The sequence below is a fragment of the Streptomyces sp. NBC_00322 genome, from assembly GCF_036147535.1.
Lineage (GTDB): Bacteria > Actinomycetota > Actinomycetes > Streptomycetales > Streptomycetaceae > Streptomyces.
On sequence record NZ_CP108019.1, the window covers coordinates 4213634 to 4229541 of the forward strand.

Genomic DNA, 15908 nt, shown 5'->3' on the forward strand with positions numbered 1-15908 from the left:
GGGTCGGGCACGGAGGGGACAGCGTAGTGGCAGGGACACGTTCGGCGAAGGGTGCCGGTCAGCTGTCTGTCCGAACCGAGTCCTTCGGGTCGTGCACATCCCATACCCACACGCCGCCCACCCGTTTCCCCGGTCGCCCGAGCAGTTTCTCCACGGTCGCATACAGGGCCGCGTCGTTGTACTGCGGCTCCAGCACCACCAGTCCCGCCTTCCACGCCGCCAGGTCGAAGCGCGCCTGGGCCTGCCAGTTCGGGCCGATGGTGGGCACGCGCCCGCTGTTGCGCACCTCGCTCAGGAGGTTGGAGGTGTGCCGGGGCGTCGCGCCGTAGATGCCGATGTGGTCCGGCCCCCACGGCCCGTTGAAATAGCCGCCCGCGACCCGGAAGCCGAGGCCGGTCGCCGACTGCCAGTGCAGGGCCTCCGCGCTGCCGGGATTGGGCAGCGGCACCGTGACCACCGACTCTCCCTCGCCGAGGTACGAGCGGTACATGCCCTGCGTGATGAACTCCGGGACCTGCGAGCGCTCCCGGACCGGATACGGCGTCGGCAGCACCGGCAGCAGCGCCGCCGCCACCGCCGCGAGGCCCACCACCTGGCTGACCCGGTCCCTGGACACCACGAGCCGGTCGGCGGCGAGCGCGATCAGAACGCCCAGCACCGGGGCGCAGATCAGCGCCACGCGCGACTCGATGACCGACTCGAAGAGCGGCTGATGGGCCAGCCCACGCCACGGGCCGGTGAGCACGATGTCCGTGTACGGGATGCGGAACTTCGGCCCGAGCGAGAGGAACGCCGCCGCAAGCCCCGTAAAGGCAAGCGCCTTGACCAGCGCGAGCCGCCACAGCCGCACCACGATCGCCACCGCGAGCGCGACCAGCGGCCAGCCGTAGAAGGCGTTCTGCTCGGTGCGGTTCAGCGCGAGCGGGTCGGCGACCTCGTCGGAGCCCGCGAGCGAACGGCCCGCGAACTCCAGGAAAGCCAGGGGGCTGTTGCCCGCGTTGTCGCCGTGCAGCACGCTCTTGTAGCTCTGCGGCCCGAAGAACTGCCAGCCCAACGGGAAGGCGATCAGCGGCAGACAGACCGCGGCCGCGACGGCGAGGCCGCGCAGCAGCGGCCGCCGGGCCGCCTGCGCCACATCGCGGCGCACCAGCGCGTACGAGAGCGCGAAGAGCAGCATGCCCACCGACGCGAGCAGCAGCGGCTCCTCGCCGAGGGAGACCTGATACGCCGCGAACAGGCCCAGCAGCACCCCGTCGCGTACGACATTGCGCCCCTCGCACAGCCGCAGTGCCCGGTCGATGATCACCGGAATCATGAACAGCACAAGGAAGTTGGGGTGCGCGTTGCCGTGCGAGATCATCGGCGGCGCGAAGGCGGCGGAGGCCGCGCCGAGCGCGGCGGCCCACCGGTTGGTCACCAGCCGCCGGGCGATCAGCCAGTACCAGGCGCTCGCGGTCGCCGCGAGCCCGAGCGTGAGCACCAGCGCCCAGGTGACGGTCGGGCCGAACAGCAGCGTGACGGGGGCGAGGGGGACGGACAGCCCGAACATGACGGTGTTCGCCATCAGGTTCACGCCGTCCGGAAAGCCCTGGAGCGTGGTGAAGAGGGGATTTCGCAGATGCGCGACATTGTCGGCGGTGACGGCGAAGAACCATTCCCACTGGTTCTGGTCCTGCCCCGAGTCGGCGAGATAGCCCCGGTCGAGGTCCGCCAGAAGATTCTTGTAGAGCAGTACGGACGCGAGGACGAAGAGCCCGACGACGGCCAGGTCGACGCGGCGTACGGCACGGGCGCGCAGTCTGAGCAGTTCCAGCAGCACCCTGCCGTAGTCCAGCGGTCTGACCTTGGAGCCCGCCTGGTGCGACCAGCGCACCGGAACCTCCGTCACCGGCCAGCCCGCGCGCCGGAAGAAGCGCAGTATCTCGACGTCGATCCCCCACCCGTCGAGCCGCGAGTCGGCGAAGGCGGCACGCGCCTTGTCGCCGTCCAGAAGCTTGAAGCCGCACTGGGTGTCATGGATGCCGGGCACGGCGACGGCGCGTATGAGGCGGTTGCCCATCCGGCCCATCCATTCGCGCATCGGGCGCTGGTGCACCTCGATGCGCGAGTCGGGGTGCGCGCGCGAGCCGATCGCCGCCGCGCTGTCCTCGGCCGCGAGTTGCTTGTCGAGACGGTCCAGTTCCTCGATGGGTGTCGCGAGGTCGGCGTCCGTGATCAGGACGCGCCGGCCGTACGAGGCGAGCACGCCCAGGCGCAGGGCGCTGCCCTTGCCGCGGTTGCCGTCGCCGCTGACCAGCTGGATGCGCGGCTCATCGGCCGCGGCCTCCTTGGCTATCTGTGCGGTGGCGTCGGTGGAGCCGTCATCGACGACGATCAGCTCCCAGTCGCCCCAGCGGCCGGGCTCCGCGCGCAGATGGGCGCAGATCGCGTCCAGGGTCGGACGCAGCCGCCCCTCCTCGTTGTACGCCGGGACGACGACGCTCAGATCCACGCTCACCGCTCCAGCCGATCCGCCCAGGCGAGCGCATGATCGTCGTATGCGCCGACGGCCGCGCGCACGCCCTCGGCGTCGCCGGTCGTGACGGCGTCCACCAGCTCCTCGTGGCCGCTCCACAGCCACTGTCGCAACTCCTCGCCACTGCGCAGACCGCGCAGATACGGGACGGCGAACACCCAGGTCTGGACGCGCAGCCGGTGCAGGAAGTCACAGATGTAGCGGTTGGCGACGAGCGCACAGAGCTCGCGCCAGAAACGCAGGTCGTAGCCGATGAGGATGTCCAGGTCCCCGGCGCGGGCCGCGCGGGCGGCCTCCTCGGCCCGGCGGCGTACGGACACCAGCGCCTTGCCGGGCACCGCGGTGACGCCGCGCTTCTGCGCATGGTGGAGGACGCCGTCCACGACGAGCGCGCGCGCCTGGACCATGCCGCGGTAGTCCTCGACCGAGAACTCGTGGACCTTGAAGCCCCGGTGCTGGTCGGAGTCGAGCAGGCCCTGGGCCGAGAGGTCGACGAGGGCCTCGCGGACGGGCGTGGCGGAGACGCCGTACTGCTCGGCGATCTGCTTGACGGTGAACTCCTGTCCGGGCTGCAGACGTCCGGCCAGGACCTCGTCGCGCAGCGCGTCCGCGATCTGTTGCCGCAGGGTGTTGCGGGTGACAGCGGGACTGCTGCCGTTGCCCTGCATCGTGGCCTTCTCCTTCGCCGGGGTCCCGGACACGATAGGCCAGACGTCACGAACCGGGTGCGGACAGGGGATTCTGACATGACAGACGTCTTCGAGGCTGCGACGGGTGACGGTCCGCGGCCCGATCTCACCGCACGGGCCGCTGAAGTACGGGCCGCGGAGGTGCGCGCAGCGCTGGACGGCCTGCTCCAGATCCGCCGCGTGACGAACACCGCACCGGCGGCGTGGGAGCTCAACCGGATGGTGCGCGCGGTCGCCCTCGTCCTGGAGGCGGCGGGCATTCCGCCCTCGGCCGTGGACGCGTCGGGGGCGAGGACGGCGACGGGCTATCGCGTACGCGCGTCGGACAGGGCCGGGATGGTGTGCGTGGACTGGCTGGGCCCGCGGGGTGCCGGTGCGGCGCAGGAGGAGGAGCCGGGGCTGGCTCGGTGCGCGGCGGCGCTGGGGGCGCTCGGGTGGGAGGCGCTGATGTACCGGGGGGCGCGGAAGCGGCGGTTCTTGGAGGTTGAGGCGGGGCGGGGGTGACGGCCGAGGGGACCCCCGACCGGGCTCCGCCCCGGACCCCGCGCCTCAAACTCCCCCAGACTTCGTCCGGGGGGACCCCCACGGGGGTGAATTCCGCTGGTCGGCCTGAATCTTCAGGCCGACCAGCGGAAATTTCAGCCCGTCCGGCGTTTGAGGACATGCGGCCGAAGGTCGCATACGGGGGTCTGGGGGCTTGCCCCCAGTTAGAGCCGACTACGCCGTGTGCTCGTCCGCGACCGACAGCGCCGCGTCCAGCGCCGCCAGGCCCTCCTTCGCCTCCGCCTCGGTGATGTTGCACGGCGGCACCGCGTGCGTGCGGTTCATGTTCACGAACGGCCACAGGCCATGGGACTTGCACGCCGCCGCGAACGCGGCCATCGGGGCGTTCGCCGCGCCGGTCGCGTTGTACGGCACCAGCGGCTCGCGCGTCTCCTCGTTCCGAACGAGATCGAGCGCCCAGAAGACACCCGTACCGCGCACCTCGCCGACGCTCGGGTGCCGCTCGGCGAGCTCGCGCAGCCCCGGGCCGAGGACGGTCGCGCCGATGTGGGCGGCCTGTTCGACGACCTTCTCCTCCGCCATCACGTTGATCGTGGCGACGGCGGCGGCGCAGGCGAGCGGGTGCCCGGAGTAGGTGAGACCGCCGGGGTAGGGGCGGGTCTCGAAGGTCGCGGCGATCTCGGCGGAGATGGCGACACCGCCGAGCGGTACGTAGCCCGAGTTGACGCCCTTGGCGAAGGTCAGCAGGTCGGGTACGACGCCGAAGTGGTCGGCGGCGAACCACTCGCCGGTGCGGCCGAATCCGGCCATGACCTCGTCGAGCACGAAGACGATCCCGTACCGGTCGCAGATCTCGCGTACGCCCGCGAGGTAGCCGGGCGGGGGCGTCATGATGCCCGCGGTCCCCGGGATGGTCTCCAGGATGATCGCGGCGATCGTCGCCGGGCCCTCGAAGGCGATCGTGTCCTCGAGGTGCTGGAGGGCGCGGGCGCACTCCTGCTCCTCGGTCTCGGAGTAGAACGGCGACCGGTAGAGGAACGGCGCCCAGAAGTGCACGACACCGGAGGTGCCGTTGTCGGAGGCCCAGCGGCGCGGGTCCCCGGTGAGGTTGATCGCGGTCGCGGTACCGCCGTGGTAGGAGCGGTAGGCGCTGAGGACCTTCGGGCGGCCCGTGTGCAGCCGGGCCATCCGGATGGCGTTCTCCACGGCCTCGGCGCCGCCGTTGGTGAAGAAGATCTTGTCGAGATCGCCCGGGGTCCGCTCGGCGATGAGGCGTGCGGCCTCGGAACGGGCCTCGACGGCGAACGCGGGCGCGAAGGTGGTGAGCCTGCCGGCCTGCTCCTGGATCGCGGCGACGACCTTGGGGTGCTGGTAGCCGATGTTCGTGTAGACGAGACCGCTGGTGAAGTCGAGGTAGCGGTTCCCGTCGTAGTCCCAGAAGTACGAGCCCTCGGCACCGGCGACGGCGAGCGGGTCGATCAGGCCCTGGGCGGACCAGGAGTGGAACACATGCGCACGGTCTGCGGCCTTCACGGCTGCGCCGGCCTGGGGGTCGGGATGAGGGGTCATGCGGGCAAGGGTAAGGAGGGGCGGGCGGGGACGGACATGGCCACCGTGTATGGCCGTGGCGCTGTTCCTGGGCACTGTGTCGCGTCAGCGGCCCAGTGCCACTCGGAACTCATTGACAGCAGGCTGTCGATATGACAGGCTGCTGTCATCGAGGCAGGAGGGCCACCATGAACACCCGCACCGTTCATCTCGCCGTCTACGACACCTTCGCCGACTGGGAAACCGGCCACACCACCGCCCACCTCACTCAGAACGGCTTCACCGTCCGCACCGTCGGCCCCACCACCGACCCCGTCACCACCATGGGCGGCGTCCGTATCCAGCCCGATCTCGCCCTCGGCGAGCTCGATCCGGGCAACAGCGCCCTGCTCATCCTCACCGGCGCACACCTCTGGGACGCGGGCGACGACCTCGCCCCCTTCGCCGCCAAGGCGCGCGCCTTCCTCGATGCCGGCGTCCCCGTCGCCGCCATCTGCGGTGCCACAGCAGGGCTCGCCCGCGAGGGGCTGCTCGACGACCGCGATCACACCAGCGCCGCCTCCTTCTACCTCGGCGCCACCGGCTACAAGGGCGGCGATCACTATCGCGAGGCCGACGCCGTCACCGACCGCGACCTGATCACCGCGGGCCCCACCGAGCCCGTCGCGTTCGCCCGCGAGGTCTTCGCCAGGCTCGGTGTGTACGAGGGCGAGAAGCTGGACGCCTGGTACCGGCTGTTCCACGACTCGGACGCCTCCGCCTTCGCGGCCCTCAACTCATGAGCCGCGAGGAACAGGAACTGCTCAGCCGCACAGCCCTCGGCGTCTTCCGGCTGAACGGCCAATTCCTCGCCGTCTCCGAGGAGTTGGCGAAGCCCGCCGGGCTGACCGCGGCCTGGTGGCAGGTTCTCGGAGCCGTGCTGCACGAGCCGCTGCCCGTCGCCGGGATCGCCCGCGCCATGGGCATCACGCGCCAGAGCGTGCAGCGGATCGCCGATCTGCTCGTCGAGCGGGGCCTCGCGGCGTACGAACCCAACCCCGCCCACCGCCGGGCCAAACTCCTGCGCCCCACCGACGACGGCCACGCCGCCATCGACCGGATCAGCCCCGGCCACGCGGCGCTGGCCGCCCGTCTCGCCGAGGCGCTGGGCCCCGAGCAGTTCGCCGAGACCGCACGGATCCTGGAGCAGCTCTCCAAAGCCATGGACAGCCTCGGGCCGCTCCCGCCGGATCCTGAGATGTAAGCCCCGGTTCGGCGCGCACTATCCTCGGTCCGTCGGCAGGGAGCGGTACGGGGGAAGGGCGCACGACGATGGAGCCTCTGGCACCAGCAGATCCACGGCACATCGGCGAGTACCGTCTGCTGGCCCGCCTCGGCGCGGGCGGCATGGGCCAGGTCTACCTCGCCCGAAACGACCGCGGCCGCACCGTCGCCGTCAAACTCGTACGCCATGAGCTCGCCGAGCAGGAGGAGTTCCGAGGCCGCTTCCGCCAGGAAGTACGGGCCGCTCTGCGCGTCGGCGGCGAGTGGACCGCGCCCGTCCTCGACGCCGACACCGAGGCGCCCGTGCCCTGGGTCGCCACGGGCTACATCGCCGGACCCGCCCTGCACACCGTCGTCTCCGGCGACCACGGCCCCCTGCCCGAGCGTTCCGTCCGCATCCTCGCCTCCGGCCTCGCACACGCCCTGCGCAACATCCACGCCGCCGGCCTCATCCACCGCGACCTCAAGCCGTCGAACATCCTCATCACCATCGACGGCCCCCGCGTCATCGACTTCGGCATAGCCCGCGCCCTGGAGACGGTCACCGACGGCGGTCTGACCCGCACCGGCGCGCTCGTCGGCTCGCCCGGCTTCATGGCTCCGGAGCAGGTACGCGGTGACCGCGTCACGCCCGCCTGCGACATCTTCTGCCTCGGCTCGGTTCTCGCGTACGCGGCGACGGGCCGGATGCCGTTCGGTTCGGCGGACAGCGGGGTGCACGCGCTGATGTTCCGTATCGCGCAGGAGGAACCGGCCCTGGAGGGTCTTCCGGAGAGCCTCGCCTCTCTCGTACGGGACTGCCTGCACAAGGACCCCGAGGCGCGCCCCACGATCGACCGGATCCTGGAGCTCACCACCTCCGACGCGACCGCCGAGCCCTGGCTGCCGGGCGCGCTGATCGCCCAACTCGGTCGTCATGCGGTCCAGTTGCTGGAGGTGGAACAGCCGCAGGCCCCGGCGCCGGTCCAGCCGCCGACGATGACCGCGTCCGCCCCCAAGCCGCCCGGCCCGACGCCGCTGCCCACCCCGCCCCCGCCACTGCCCGCCTACGGCTACCCGCACGCGGCGCCCTCGGTCACCCACGCCCCGCCGATGCCGTACCAGCCGATGCCCGCCCCCTACGCGCCCCCGCCCCCGCCTCGGAAGAAGGGCGGCACGATCGCCCTGATCGCGGTCGCCCTGCTGGTCGCGCTCGCGGCGGGCGGCTCGGTGTACGCGCTCATGGGCGACGACGGCAAGAAGTCCCCGGCGGACGCCGAGCCGGGCCCCACGACCTCCTCGCCGACAACCCCCGGCACAAACACGCCGTCCACACCCCCTGGTTCCTCCCAGCCTCCGACCACACCCGGCACGCAGGAGGGCGGCGTCCCCGCGGAGTACGTCGGCACCTGGCAGGCATCCTTCGCCACGGCCGACGGCAACAACACCCGCACCATGACGATCACCCAGGGCACGACGGGCACCCAGGTCATGACCCTGTCGGGCACCGGCCCGAACTACGACTGCACCTGGTCCGCCACCCTCCAGGCCTCGGGCCCGCCCCTCGAACTCGGCCCGACACAGGTCACATCGGGCGACCCGAAACAGTGCGCACCGGGCCAGTGGAGCCGCCTGGACATGCCGAACGGCACGACGATCGTCCGCGAACTGGTGGGCTCGGGCGGGGCACCGCTCACGTACACGAAGAGCAGCTAGTACTCCAATGAGCAGACGGCTCTTGAAACCGCCGGCGGATCGCGAGGCGGTTCACGCCGAACGATCACCCGGTGGCCGACCAAGAGCCATCAGAAACGGCCTAGACCTTCGAGTCCTGCTTCCAGTCCTGGACGAGGAGCCCGAGCAGCACCTCGTCAAGAAACTCGCCCATCACCCAGGCCGAGGAGCGCAGCACGCCCTCGCGGACGAAGCCGTTGCGCTCGGCTGAGCACAGCATCGCGGCGTTGTCCGACAGCGTCTCGATCTGCAGCCGCTGCAAGCCGCGCACGACGAAACCGTAGTGGCACAGCACCCCGACCACGTCGGTGCCGTAGCCCTTGCCGCGAGAGGACGGCAGCAGTCCAAGGCCGATGTGCGCGGACCGATTGTGGTTGTCGATGTCCCACAGCACCGCGGTGCCGACCAGCGTGCCGCCGTCCAACTCCACTACAGAGAAGGGGACGTGCCCTTGCTCCTTGTCGTCCACCACCAGCCGCGAGTCCTTCGAGCCGGGCGTGATCGGCCGCCACGGCCGGCCTTCGGCCCGCGAGGCGTTGACCACGTCGTCGTAGAGCTCAGCCCGCAGGATCGGGATGTCGTCCTCATGCCGGGCCCTGAGCCCGACCTTGCTGCCCCTTAGCATGCAAACTTCCTATCCGACCGGGCTCGCCGACGGCAAACCAATAAGGCAACCGCATTGGCACCTCCCAGGCCCCCATGGCCTGGAGGCACGTCGCTGAGCCCCAGAAGATCCGCCGGACAGGCCCTGGCGGGCTCACGCGCCGAGTCCCCGCCAGTGAGCTGACGGGGACTCGGCGAGCATCGGGGGTCTAGAAGTTCTCGCGCTTCCAGACATTGACGTTCTGCTTCGACGGCACGATGACCTTCTTGTCCTTGTAGACGGTCTCCCACTTGCACCGGCCGTTGTTGAAGACCTTCTTGGTCACGTAGAGCGATTTCGACGCGTGGTACATACGGATGCGCTGGGTCTTCCCCTTGGCGATGTCCAGCGTGTAGGTCCACGTGGTGGTCTTGGTCCACGACTTGGCGTACGACCCGCTGGCCTGGAGGTTGAGCTTGGCGACGATCACGCCGATGTCGCCGCCGATCCCCGCGCTGCCGGTCCAGGTCGACGTCGCCGAGTCGGCCTTCGAGTACGAGATGGTGCCCGGGCCCTTGATGAAGTCGCTCTTGATGTTGGTGGGGCGGTAGGTCGTCTGGATGTTCGTGATGTTGAAGATCGGCTTCTCGGGTGCGCAGGCGGCGTAGCTCGGCTGCGCGGCGGCAACCGCTCCTCCCGAGATGAGAGTGAGGACAACCGCGCCATGGGCGAGGGTTCGCATGGACAGCCCCGTTTCTCCCGGCAGCGGGCACCGGGAATGGATACAGATTGGCTTGATGCCGAGTGGTCGTTGATCATCCTGCCAACCGTTCGACGGACCGGTCGAGCGACTTGAGTAACTTTTGAGGTGTACCGGTCATGTCGACCCGGGGCTCAACTCTGCAACGCGGAGGCCGCGTTGCAGAGGAGCAGTGGGTGCACGAACCGCCCCGCACCGGTCGGCGGCTATCCACGCAGCTGCGCGAGGACCGCGTCGCCGTCTCCGTCTTCGCGCTCGTCGTCAACGACAAGGTGTCAGTGAAGAATCTGTCGACCGGCGACATCCGCAGGATCTACCGCGGCGGGATCACCAACTGGAAGCAGCTGGGCGGGCCCGCTCTGCCCGTACTGCTGGTCAGCAGGGACGCCAACTCCGGTACGCGCGAGGTGTTCCAGCGCCGGGTGCTGCTGCGCAACGAGCCCGCGAACTCCTCGCGCGACTGCGAGAGCAAGGACGACGGCGAGGCGAAGGTCCTGCGCTACGAACTCGACAGCACGGAACAGGTGCTGGCACCGTGGCGCGGCTGCCGGGAGCGATCGGCTACAGCGAACTGCGCGCCGGGACCGGGCTGAAGGGGCTGCACCGGCTGGACATCGACGGGGATCCGCCGTCGGTGGACGACATCGGCGAGAGCAAGTACCCGTACCGGGAGATCGATTACGCGTACACCTATGGCCAGCCGCCGGCGGACTCACTGGCCTCCAGCTTCCTCGGCTACATGAGCCGGGGGAACGGGCAGGACGTCATCCGCGCGCACGGGCATCTGCCGTGCGCGACGCCCAAGGGGCTGCGGATCTGCGGCGCGGGCTGACCTCGTAGGCTTTCGCGCATGGAACAGCTCGCGCCCCAGGATCCGCCCTCCATAGGTGAGTACAGTCTGCTCGGCCGCCTCGGTGAGGGCGGTATGGGCCGGGTCTACCTCGCACGTTCCGCGGGCGGCCGCACAGTCGCCGTCAAGCTCATCAAGGCCGAGCTCGCCGGGCAGCCGGAGTTCCGTCACCGCTTCCGGCAGGAGGTGGCAGCCGCACGCCGGGTCGGCGGGGAGTGGACCGCGCCCGTGCTGGACGCGGACACCGAGGCGGCGGAGCCGTGGGTGGCGACCGGGTACGTCGCCGGGCCCTCATTGCTGCACGTCGTACGGGAGAGGCCGCTGCCTCAGGAGTCGGTGCGGACACTCGCGTACGGGCTGGCCGGCGCGCTGCGGAGTGTGCACGGGGCCGGTCTCGTGCACCGGGATCTGAAGCCGTCCAACGTACTGGTCACCATCGCCGGTCCCCGGGTCATCGACTTCGGCATCGCCCGCGCGCTGGAGAACGCGTCCGATGAACTGACGCAGACCGGCGTGGTGGTGGGGTCGCCGGGCTACATGTCGCCCGAGCAGATCCAGGGCGAGCGGGTCGGTCCCGCAAGCGATGTGTTCTCGCTGGGCTCGGTGCTGGCGTACGCGGCGACCGGGCGGCTGCCGTTCGGGCGTTCGGACACCGGGATCCACTCGGTCATGTTCCGCATCGTGAGCGAGGAGCCCGATCTGAGCGGTGTGGACGGGGAGTTGCGGCAGCTGATCGCGGACTGTCTGGCCAAGGACCCGGCACAGCGGCCGACGCCGGAGCAGATCGTGGAGCGCACGCGCCCTGCCGATCCGGCCGAGCCCTGGCTGCCCGCGGCTCTGATCGCACAGCTCGGGCAGCACGCGGTGTCGCTGCTCGACGCCGATACGCCGTCGAGGGGCGCCGCGGCGAACCCACCGGCGTACGCCGCCGCCCCGGCACCCGGAACCCCCGGAGGCGCACCCGCAACCCCCGTGCCCGGAGCCCCCGCGCCCGGAGCACCCTCGGCCGCCGCCCCCTACGGCCCCTGGGTACAAGCCCACCTCACAAGCGCCGACGCACCCGACACCACCGGCACCGGCCCCCTGGCGCGCAAGCGCTCCCGGCGGACCGTGGCGATCGCCGGTGTCGCCGTGGCAGCGCTGCTGGGCGCGTCCTTCACCGCCGTCACGCTCCTGCGCGGTGACGGAGACAGGGTGAGCAGCCGCCCGGGAGGCGGCGGGCAGACCACCGCAGCGCCCGGCACGGCCGGTCAGGGCAAGGGCAAGGAGTCGCTGTCGTCGTCCGAGCCCGGGAGCGGCGCGAGCGCGGATGCTAAGGACCCTGCGTCCAAGGACCCGGCGGGCAAGAAGCCGGGAGCGCCGGGGAAGCCCGCCGGACCGGCCGCGCTGCCCGCCGCGTATGCCGGGTCCTGGACCGGCAGCGTCTACCGCGACGGCGCGGACACCGGGTCGGAGCGCCGGATCACCCTCTCCCCCGGCACGGTCGGCGACACGGTCGTCGCGAGCATCAGCGTGGGCGAGAGCTATCTGTGCAAGGGCACCGGCAAGCTGCTTGCGGCAGGCGGTGGTTCGATCCGTATCGACACCGCAGTCACGGCGAGCACGCCCGCCGGAAAGTGTTCCGCCATCGGCGAGCAGACCCTGACAGCGCGCTCCGACGGCACCCTCGCGTGGACGGCGAGCGGCGGCCGGACCTCGACACTGCGCAGGGCGGGCTCCGACCGGATCCCGGGAAGCTTCCTGGGCTCGTGGGAGCGGTCGCTGACCGGCTCGAAGGGTGCGCAGCGGCTGACCGTCGCACAGGGCGCCGTGGGCAGCAGCGTCGTCACCTTCACCACCACGACGGACGGCGCGACCTGTACGTCGGACGCCGAGCTGTTCTCGGCGGGGGACCGCGTCGTGATCGGTCCTTCGCGGGTGCTGAGCGGCGACTGCGCGGCGGCCGGGTCGTCGGTCCTGACGGTGAGCGGCAGCACGCTGACCCGGTCCTTCCTCGACACGGGCGACTCGCCCCGCGAGTACAGCCGTCTGTAGGAACGAGGGCTCGCCCCGGCCGAAAGCCGGGGCGAGCCACAGCAACCCCTACAGGAACGAGTTGATCTCGATCGTCTCGGTGCGGCCGGGGCCCACGCCGATCGCCGAGATCGGCGCGCCCGACAACTCCTCCAGCGCCTTCACATAGTCCTGCGCGTTCTTCGGCAGGTCGTCGAAGGTCTTCGCCTTCGTGATGTCCTCGGACCAGCCCGGCAGGTACTCGTACACCGGCTTCGCGTGGTGGAAGTCGGTCTGGGAGTACGGCAGCTCCTCGACCCGCTTGCCGTCGATCTCGTACGCGACACACACCGGGATCTGCTCCCAGCCGGTCAGCACGTCCAGCTTGGTGAGGAAGAAGTCGGTCAGGCCGTTGACCCGGGTCGCGTACCGCGCGATGACCGCGTCGAACCAGCCGCAGCGCCGGTCACGGCCGGTCGTCACACCGCGCTCGTGGCCGATGCGGCGCAGCGCCTCGCCGTCGTCGTCGAAGAGCTCCGTCGGGAAGGGACCCGCGCCGACGCGCGTGGTGTACGCCTTGAGGATGCCGATGACCCGGCTGATCTTCGTCGGACCCACGCCCGCGCCCGTGCAGGCGCCGCCCGCGGTCGGGTTCGAGGAGGTGACGAAGGGGTACGTGCCGTGGTCCACGTCGAGCAGCGTGCCCTGGCCGCCCTCGAAGAGGACGACCTTGCCCTGGTCGATGGCGTTGTTCAGGATCAGCGTCGTGTCGGCGACGTACGGCTTGATCTGCTCCGCGTACTGGAGCATCTCCTCGACGATCTTCCCGGCCTCGATCGCGCGCCGGTTGTAGACCTTGGCGAGCAGCTGGTTCTTGGACTCCAGCGCCGCCTCGACCTTCTGCTCCAGGATCGACTCGTCGTAGAGGTCCTGGACGCGGATGCCGACGCGGTTGATCTTGTCGGCGTAGGTCGGGCCGATCCCGCGGCCGGTCGTGCCGATCTTCCGCTTACCGAGGAACCGTTCCGTCACCTTGTCGAGGGTGACGTTGTACGGAGTGATCAGATGGGCGTTACCGCTGATCAGGAGCTTGGACGTGTCGACGCCACGGTCGTTCAGCCCGCTCAGCTCGGAGAGCAGAACCGCCGGGTCCACGACGACGCCGTTGCCAATGACCGGGGTACATCCGGGCGAGAGGATTCCGGAAGGGAGGAGATGCAGCGCATACTTCTGGTCGCCCACGACAACCGTGTGGCCGGCGTTGTTGCCGCCCTGATAGCGCACCACATAATCGACGGATCCACCGAGGAGGTCGGTGGCCTTTCCCTTGCCCTCGTCACCCCACTGAGCACCGAGCAGCACAAGTGCGGGCACAGGCGTACACCCCTTCCGGGCGGGGCAAGACCAAGGTCAGGGGGCCTGAGCCGTGCCTGAGTCTTCGGACCGGTTGCCCCGGAATAGACGAAGCCCCTGGCGCAATAGCGCAAGGGGCTCTTGCACAAAGATGCTACCCGAGGAAGGACCGAGGTGTCGGCTCACGACCAGCTACTGGTGGTCATCGACCCGGTCGCCCGCCGGAATGACGGCGAGTCCGTGCGGATCGCGAAAGATGTGCTGTGTGGCGGGTCGGAGGCGAAAATCTGTCTCCCCGAGGGGCCGGAGGAATTCGCGCGGGCACTGGCCCGCAGGGGGTCGCGCAGGCCCGTCGTGGTGGGTGACGACCGGACGCTGCTGCGTGCGGTGGCACTGCTGCACCGCGACCGCTGGCTCGGCGACGGGGCACTGGCGATGGTCCCGGTGGGGCCTTCCGTAGAACTGGCGCATGCGCTGGGGGTGCCGCGGGGGGCGGTGGCCGCGGCACGCGCGGTGCTCGACGGGGCCGTACGGCGGCTCGATCTGCTGGTGGACGAGAGCGACGGGGTCGTGCTGGGGGATCTGGCGATCCCGGCCGCCGCGGGGTCGGTGGCGGTGCCCACGGCGAACGGCACGCCCGGCGGGTCCGTGTGGGACACCTGCCGCTCGCTGGTGCGCACCCTGGTCCGCCCGGCACCGGCCGCCCCCGCGGTGCGTACCCACCGGCTGCGGGTGGAGGCCGACGGGGTGCTGCTGACGGACCTGGACCGCCTGGTGGAGGCCGTGACGGTACGGGCGGGGGGCGGACGCGCGGAGGTGACGGTGCGGCACGGCGCCCAGACGGAACCGGTCATGGCGCGGGCCCTGACGGTGACGGTGTCGGGCGCGGACTTCCGCTACCGGGCGGACACACTGATCACGGGCCCGGTCCGGACCCGGACATGGACACTGCGACCGGGGGCGTGGGGCCTGACCCTGCCGTCGGCGGCGGGCGCGGCGGGGGGCGGGTAGGGCCGGGACCGCACGCGGCCGCCTGGGGAGCGTCGGGCATCGCGCTCGCCCTCGGCTGGATCGGCCCGGCGCTGGAAGTGCAGTCGGTGACCAACCTGTCGCCGTTCGAGCACCTGCCGTCGCTGCCGGGGACGCAGATGCCTGGGCGCCGGTGCTGGTGCTGACGGGCTTGCGGGCCTGCGCCACAGGGACATGCAGGCCTGACGGTGACTCCGAGGGGCGCCGGGCTCATCGGCCTGACAGGCCGCCGGCCCGGCGCCGAGCGCGTCAGTCGGTGCAGCCCGCAATGGCCGCGGTGCAGTTGTTCGGGGTGTTGCCGGTGACGGCGGTGGCCAGCAGGGACACCGAGCCGCTGCTGTTGTTGATGCCGCCATCGGTGTCGGCGCCGCCCACCGAGGTGTTCAGCGTCACCGCGGAGTAGTTCATCAGGACAGTGCCGCCGAGATTCGCGACGCCGCCCCCGGACAGAGCGGTGTTGTTCCGTACCGTGGAAGCGTTCAGCGTCAGTGTGGCGCCGGAGAAGTTGGCGATACCGCCGCCGACATCGGCGGTGCTGGTGTGCACCGTGGAAGCGTTCAGCGTCATCGTGCCGGCGTTGAGGACGGCGCCGCCGTAGAAGTTCGCGTTGCTGTCGCGCACGGTGGAGGAGTTCAGTGTCACCGTGCCGTTGTTGAGGAGACCGGCGCCGTTGTCGGCGGAGCCGTTGGTGATGTTCACGGCGGTGATCTGCACATGGGCACCCGCGCCGACGGACAGGGTCGTACCCGCGGCATTGCCGTCGAGAACCGCACCGTCGAAGCCGACGAGGCTGAGGTCCTTGTCGACGGTGAAGTTGCCGACGCAGGTCCCCACAACCATGATCATCGAACCCGAGGCCGCGCTGTCGATCGCGGTCTGGAGGTTCTGGGCGGGGCAGTTCACGATGGTCTGGGCCGAGGCGGGGGCGGCCGAGACCACTCCGGCCGCGGCCGCGGTGACCGCGACGGTCACGGCCGGCGCCCAAAGGCGCCACGCTGCGCGAGTCGCTCGCATCTTGAGCATGCTGTTGTCTCCTGTTCGTCTGCCGGGTCGCCCGGCGCGAGGGCATGGGTGCCCGAACCGGTCGACAACCGCAACCCGGGCAGCGC

The 15908-nt window shown here is 70.7% G+C and carries 13 protein-coding genes and 1 pseudogene; 7 read left to right on the forward strand and 7 right to left on the reverse strand.

Going from position 1 to position 15908, the window contains the following annotated elements; all coding sequences use genetic code 11:
• Positions 1-58: 58 nt before the first annotated feature.
• Both OG905_RS19100 and OG905_RS19105 read right to left on the reverse strand, forming a co-directional pair.
• Positions 59-2497, reverse strand: coding sequence for a dolichyl-phosphate beta-glucosyltransferase (locus tag OG905_RS19100; RefSeq protein ID WP_328673522.1), 2439 nt, complete (start codon positions 2495-2497; stop codon positions 59-61).
• Complete coding sequence (locus tag OG905_RS19105; RefSeq protein WP_328682453.1) at positions 2494-3183, reverse strand: GntR family transcriptional regulator; 690 nt, start codon at positions 3181-3183, stop codon at positions 2494-2496. Before OG905_RS19105 ends, OG905_RS19100 begins: the two co-directional genes overlap by 4 nt.
• A gap of 78 nt (positions 3184-3261) precedes the next feature.
• On the opposite strand from OG905_RS19105, the gene OG905_RS19110 reads away from it, so the two are divergent.
• Positions 3262-3708 (forward strand): hypothetical protein, encoded by a 447-nt coding sequence (locus OG905_RS19110; RefSeq protein WP_328673524.1) that lies wholly within the window; start codon positions 3262-3264, stop codon positions 3706-3708.
• Between the two features lie 213 nt (positions 3709-3921).
• Here OG905_RS19110 and OG905_RS19115 read toward each other — a convergent pair whose 3' ends face one another.
• A complete protein-coding gene (locus tag OG905_RS19115) occupies positions 3922-5277 on the reverse strand; it encodes an aspartate aminotransferase family protein (protein ID WP_328673526.1) in 1356 nt (451 codons plus the stop codon).
• 167 nt (positions 5278-5444) lie between these two features.
• On the opposite strand from OG905_RS19115, the gene OG905_RS19120 reads away from it, so the two are divergent.
• The 3 genes from OG905_RS19120 (at position 5445) to OG905_RS19130 (ending at position 8214) form a co-directional block, all read left to right on the forward strand.
• A complete protein-coding gene (locus OG905_RS19120) occupies positions 5445-6038 on the forward strand; it encodes a type 1 glutamine amidotransferase family protein (RefSeq protein ID WP_328673528.1) in 594 nt (197 codons plus the stop codon).
• Positions 6035-6499, forward strand: coding sequence for a MarR family winged helix-turn-helix transcriptional regulator (locus OG905_RS19125; protein ID WP_328673530.1), 465 nt, complete (start codon positions 6035-6037; stop codon positions 6497-6499). The genes OG905_RS19120 and OG905_RS19125 overlap by 4 nt, the downstream gene beginning before the upstream one ends.
• A 68-nt stretch (positions 6500-6567) precedes the next feature.
• Complete coding sequence (locus OG905_RS19130; RefSeq protein WP_328673531.1) at positions 6568-8214, forward strand: serine/threonine-protein kinase; 1647 nt, start codon at positions 6568-6570, stop codon at positions 8212-8214.
• Positions 8215-8314: 100 nt separating this feature from the next.
• Here OG905_RS19130 and OG905_RS19135 read toward each other — a convergent pair whose 3' ends face one another.
• Entirely contained in the window at positions 8315-8857 is a 543-nt protein-coding gene (locus tag OG905_RS19135) for a GNAT family N-acetyltransferase (RefSeq protein WP_328673533.1), read from the reverse strand.
• 187 nt (positions 8858-9044) lie between these two features.
• Positions 9045-9557 carry a hypothetical protein gene (locus tag OG905_RS19140; RefSeq protein WP_328673535.1) on the reverse strand — a complete coding sequence of 171 codons (513 nt, stop codon included), beginning with the start codon at positions 9555-9557 and terminating at the stop codon, positions 9045-9047.
• A 233-nt stretch (positions 9558-9790) separates the two neighbouring features.
• On the opposite strand from OG905_RS19140, the pseudogene OG905_RS19145 reads away from it, so the two are divergent.
• Together OG905_RS19145 and OG905_RS19150 are read left to right on the forward strand one after the other, a co-directional pair.
• Positions 9791-10407 (forward strand): annotated as a pseudogene (locus OG905_RS19145) (substrate-binding domain-containing protein); the annotation flags it as partial.
• An 18-nt stretch (positions 10408-10425) separates the two neighbouring features.
• Positions 10426-12459 carry a serine/threonine-protein kinase gene (locus OG905_RS19150; RefSeq protein ID WP_328673538.1) on the forward strand — a complete coding sequence of 678 codons (2034 nt, stop codon included), beginning with the start codon at positions 10426-10428 and terminating at the stop codon, positions 12457-12459.
• Between the two features lie 48 nt (positions 12460-12507).
• Here OG905_RS19150 and OG905_RS19155 read toward each other — a convergent pair whose 3' ends face one another.
• Entirely contained in the window at positions 12508-13791 is a 1284-nt protein-coding gene (locus tag OG905_RS19155) for an adenylosuccinate synthase (protein WP_266479996.1), read from the reverse strand.
• 153 nt (positions 13792-13944) lie between these two features.
• Between OG905_RS19155 and OG905_RS19160 the strand changes: the two genes are divergently transcribed.
• The gene (locus OG905_RS19160; protein WP_328673540.1) at positions 13945-14781 is read left to right on the forward strand and encodes a diacylglycerol kinase; all 837 of its coding nucleotides are present in this window, start codon (positions 13945-13947) and stop codon (positions 14779-14781) included.
• 267 nt (positions 14782-15048) lie between these two features.
• Here the strand turns inward: OG905_RS19160 and OG905_RS19165 are convergent, their stop codons facing one another.
• On the reverse strand, positions 15049-15822 hold the full coding sequence (locus tag OG905_RS19165; protein WP_328673541.1) for a hypothetical protein: 774 nt from the start codon (positions 15820-15822) through the stop codon (positions 15049-15051).
• Positions 15823-15908: the final 86 nt, after the last annotated feature.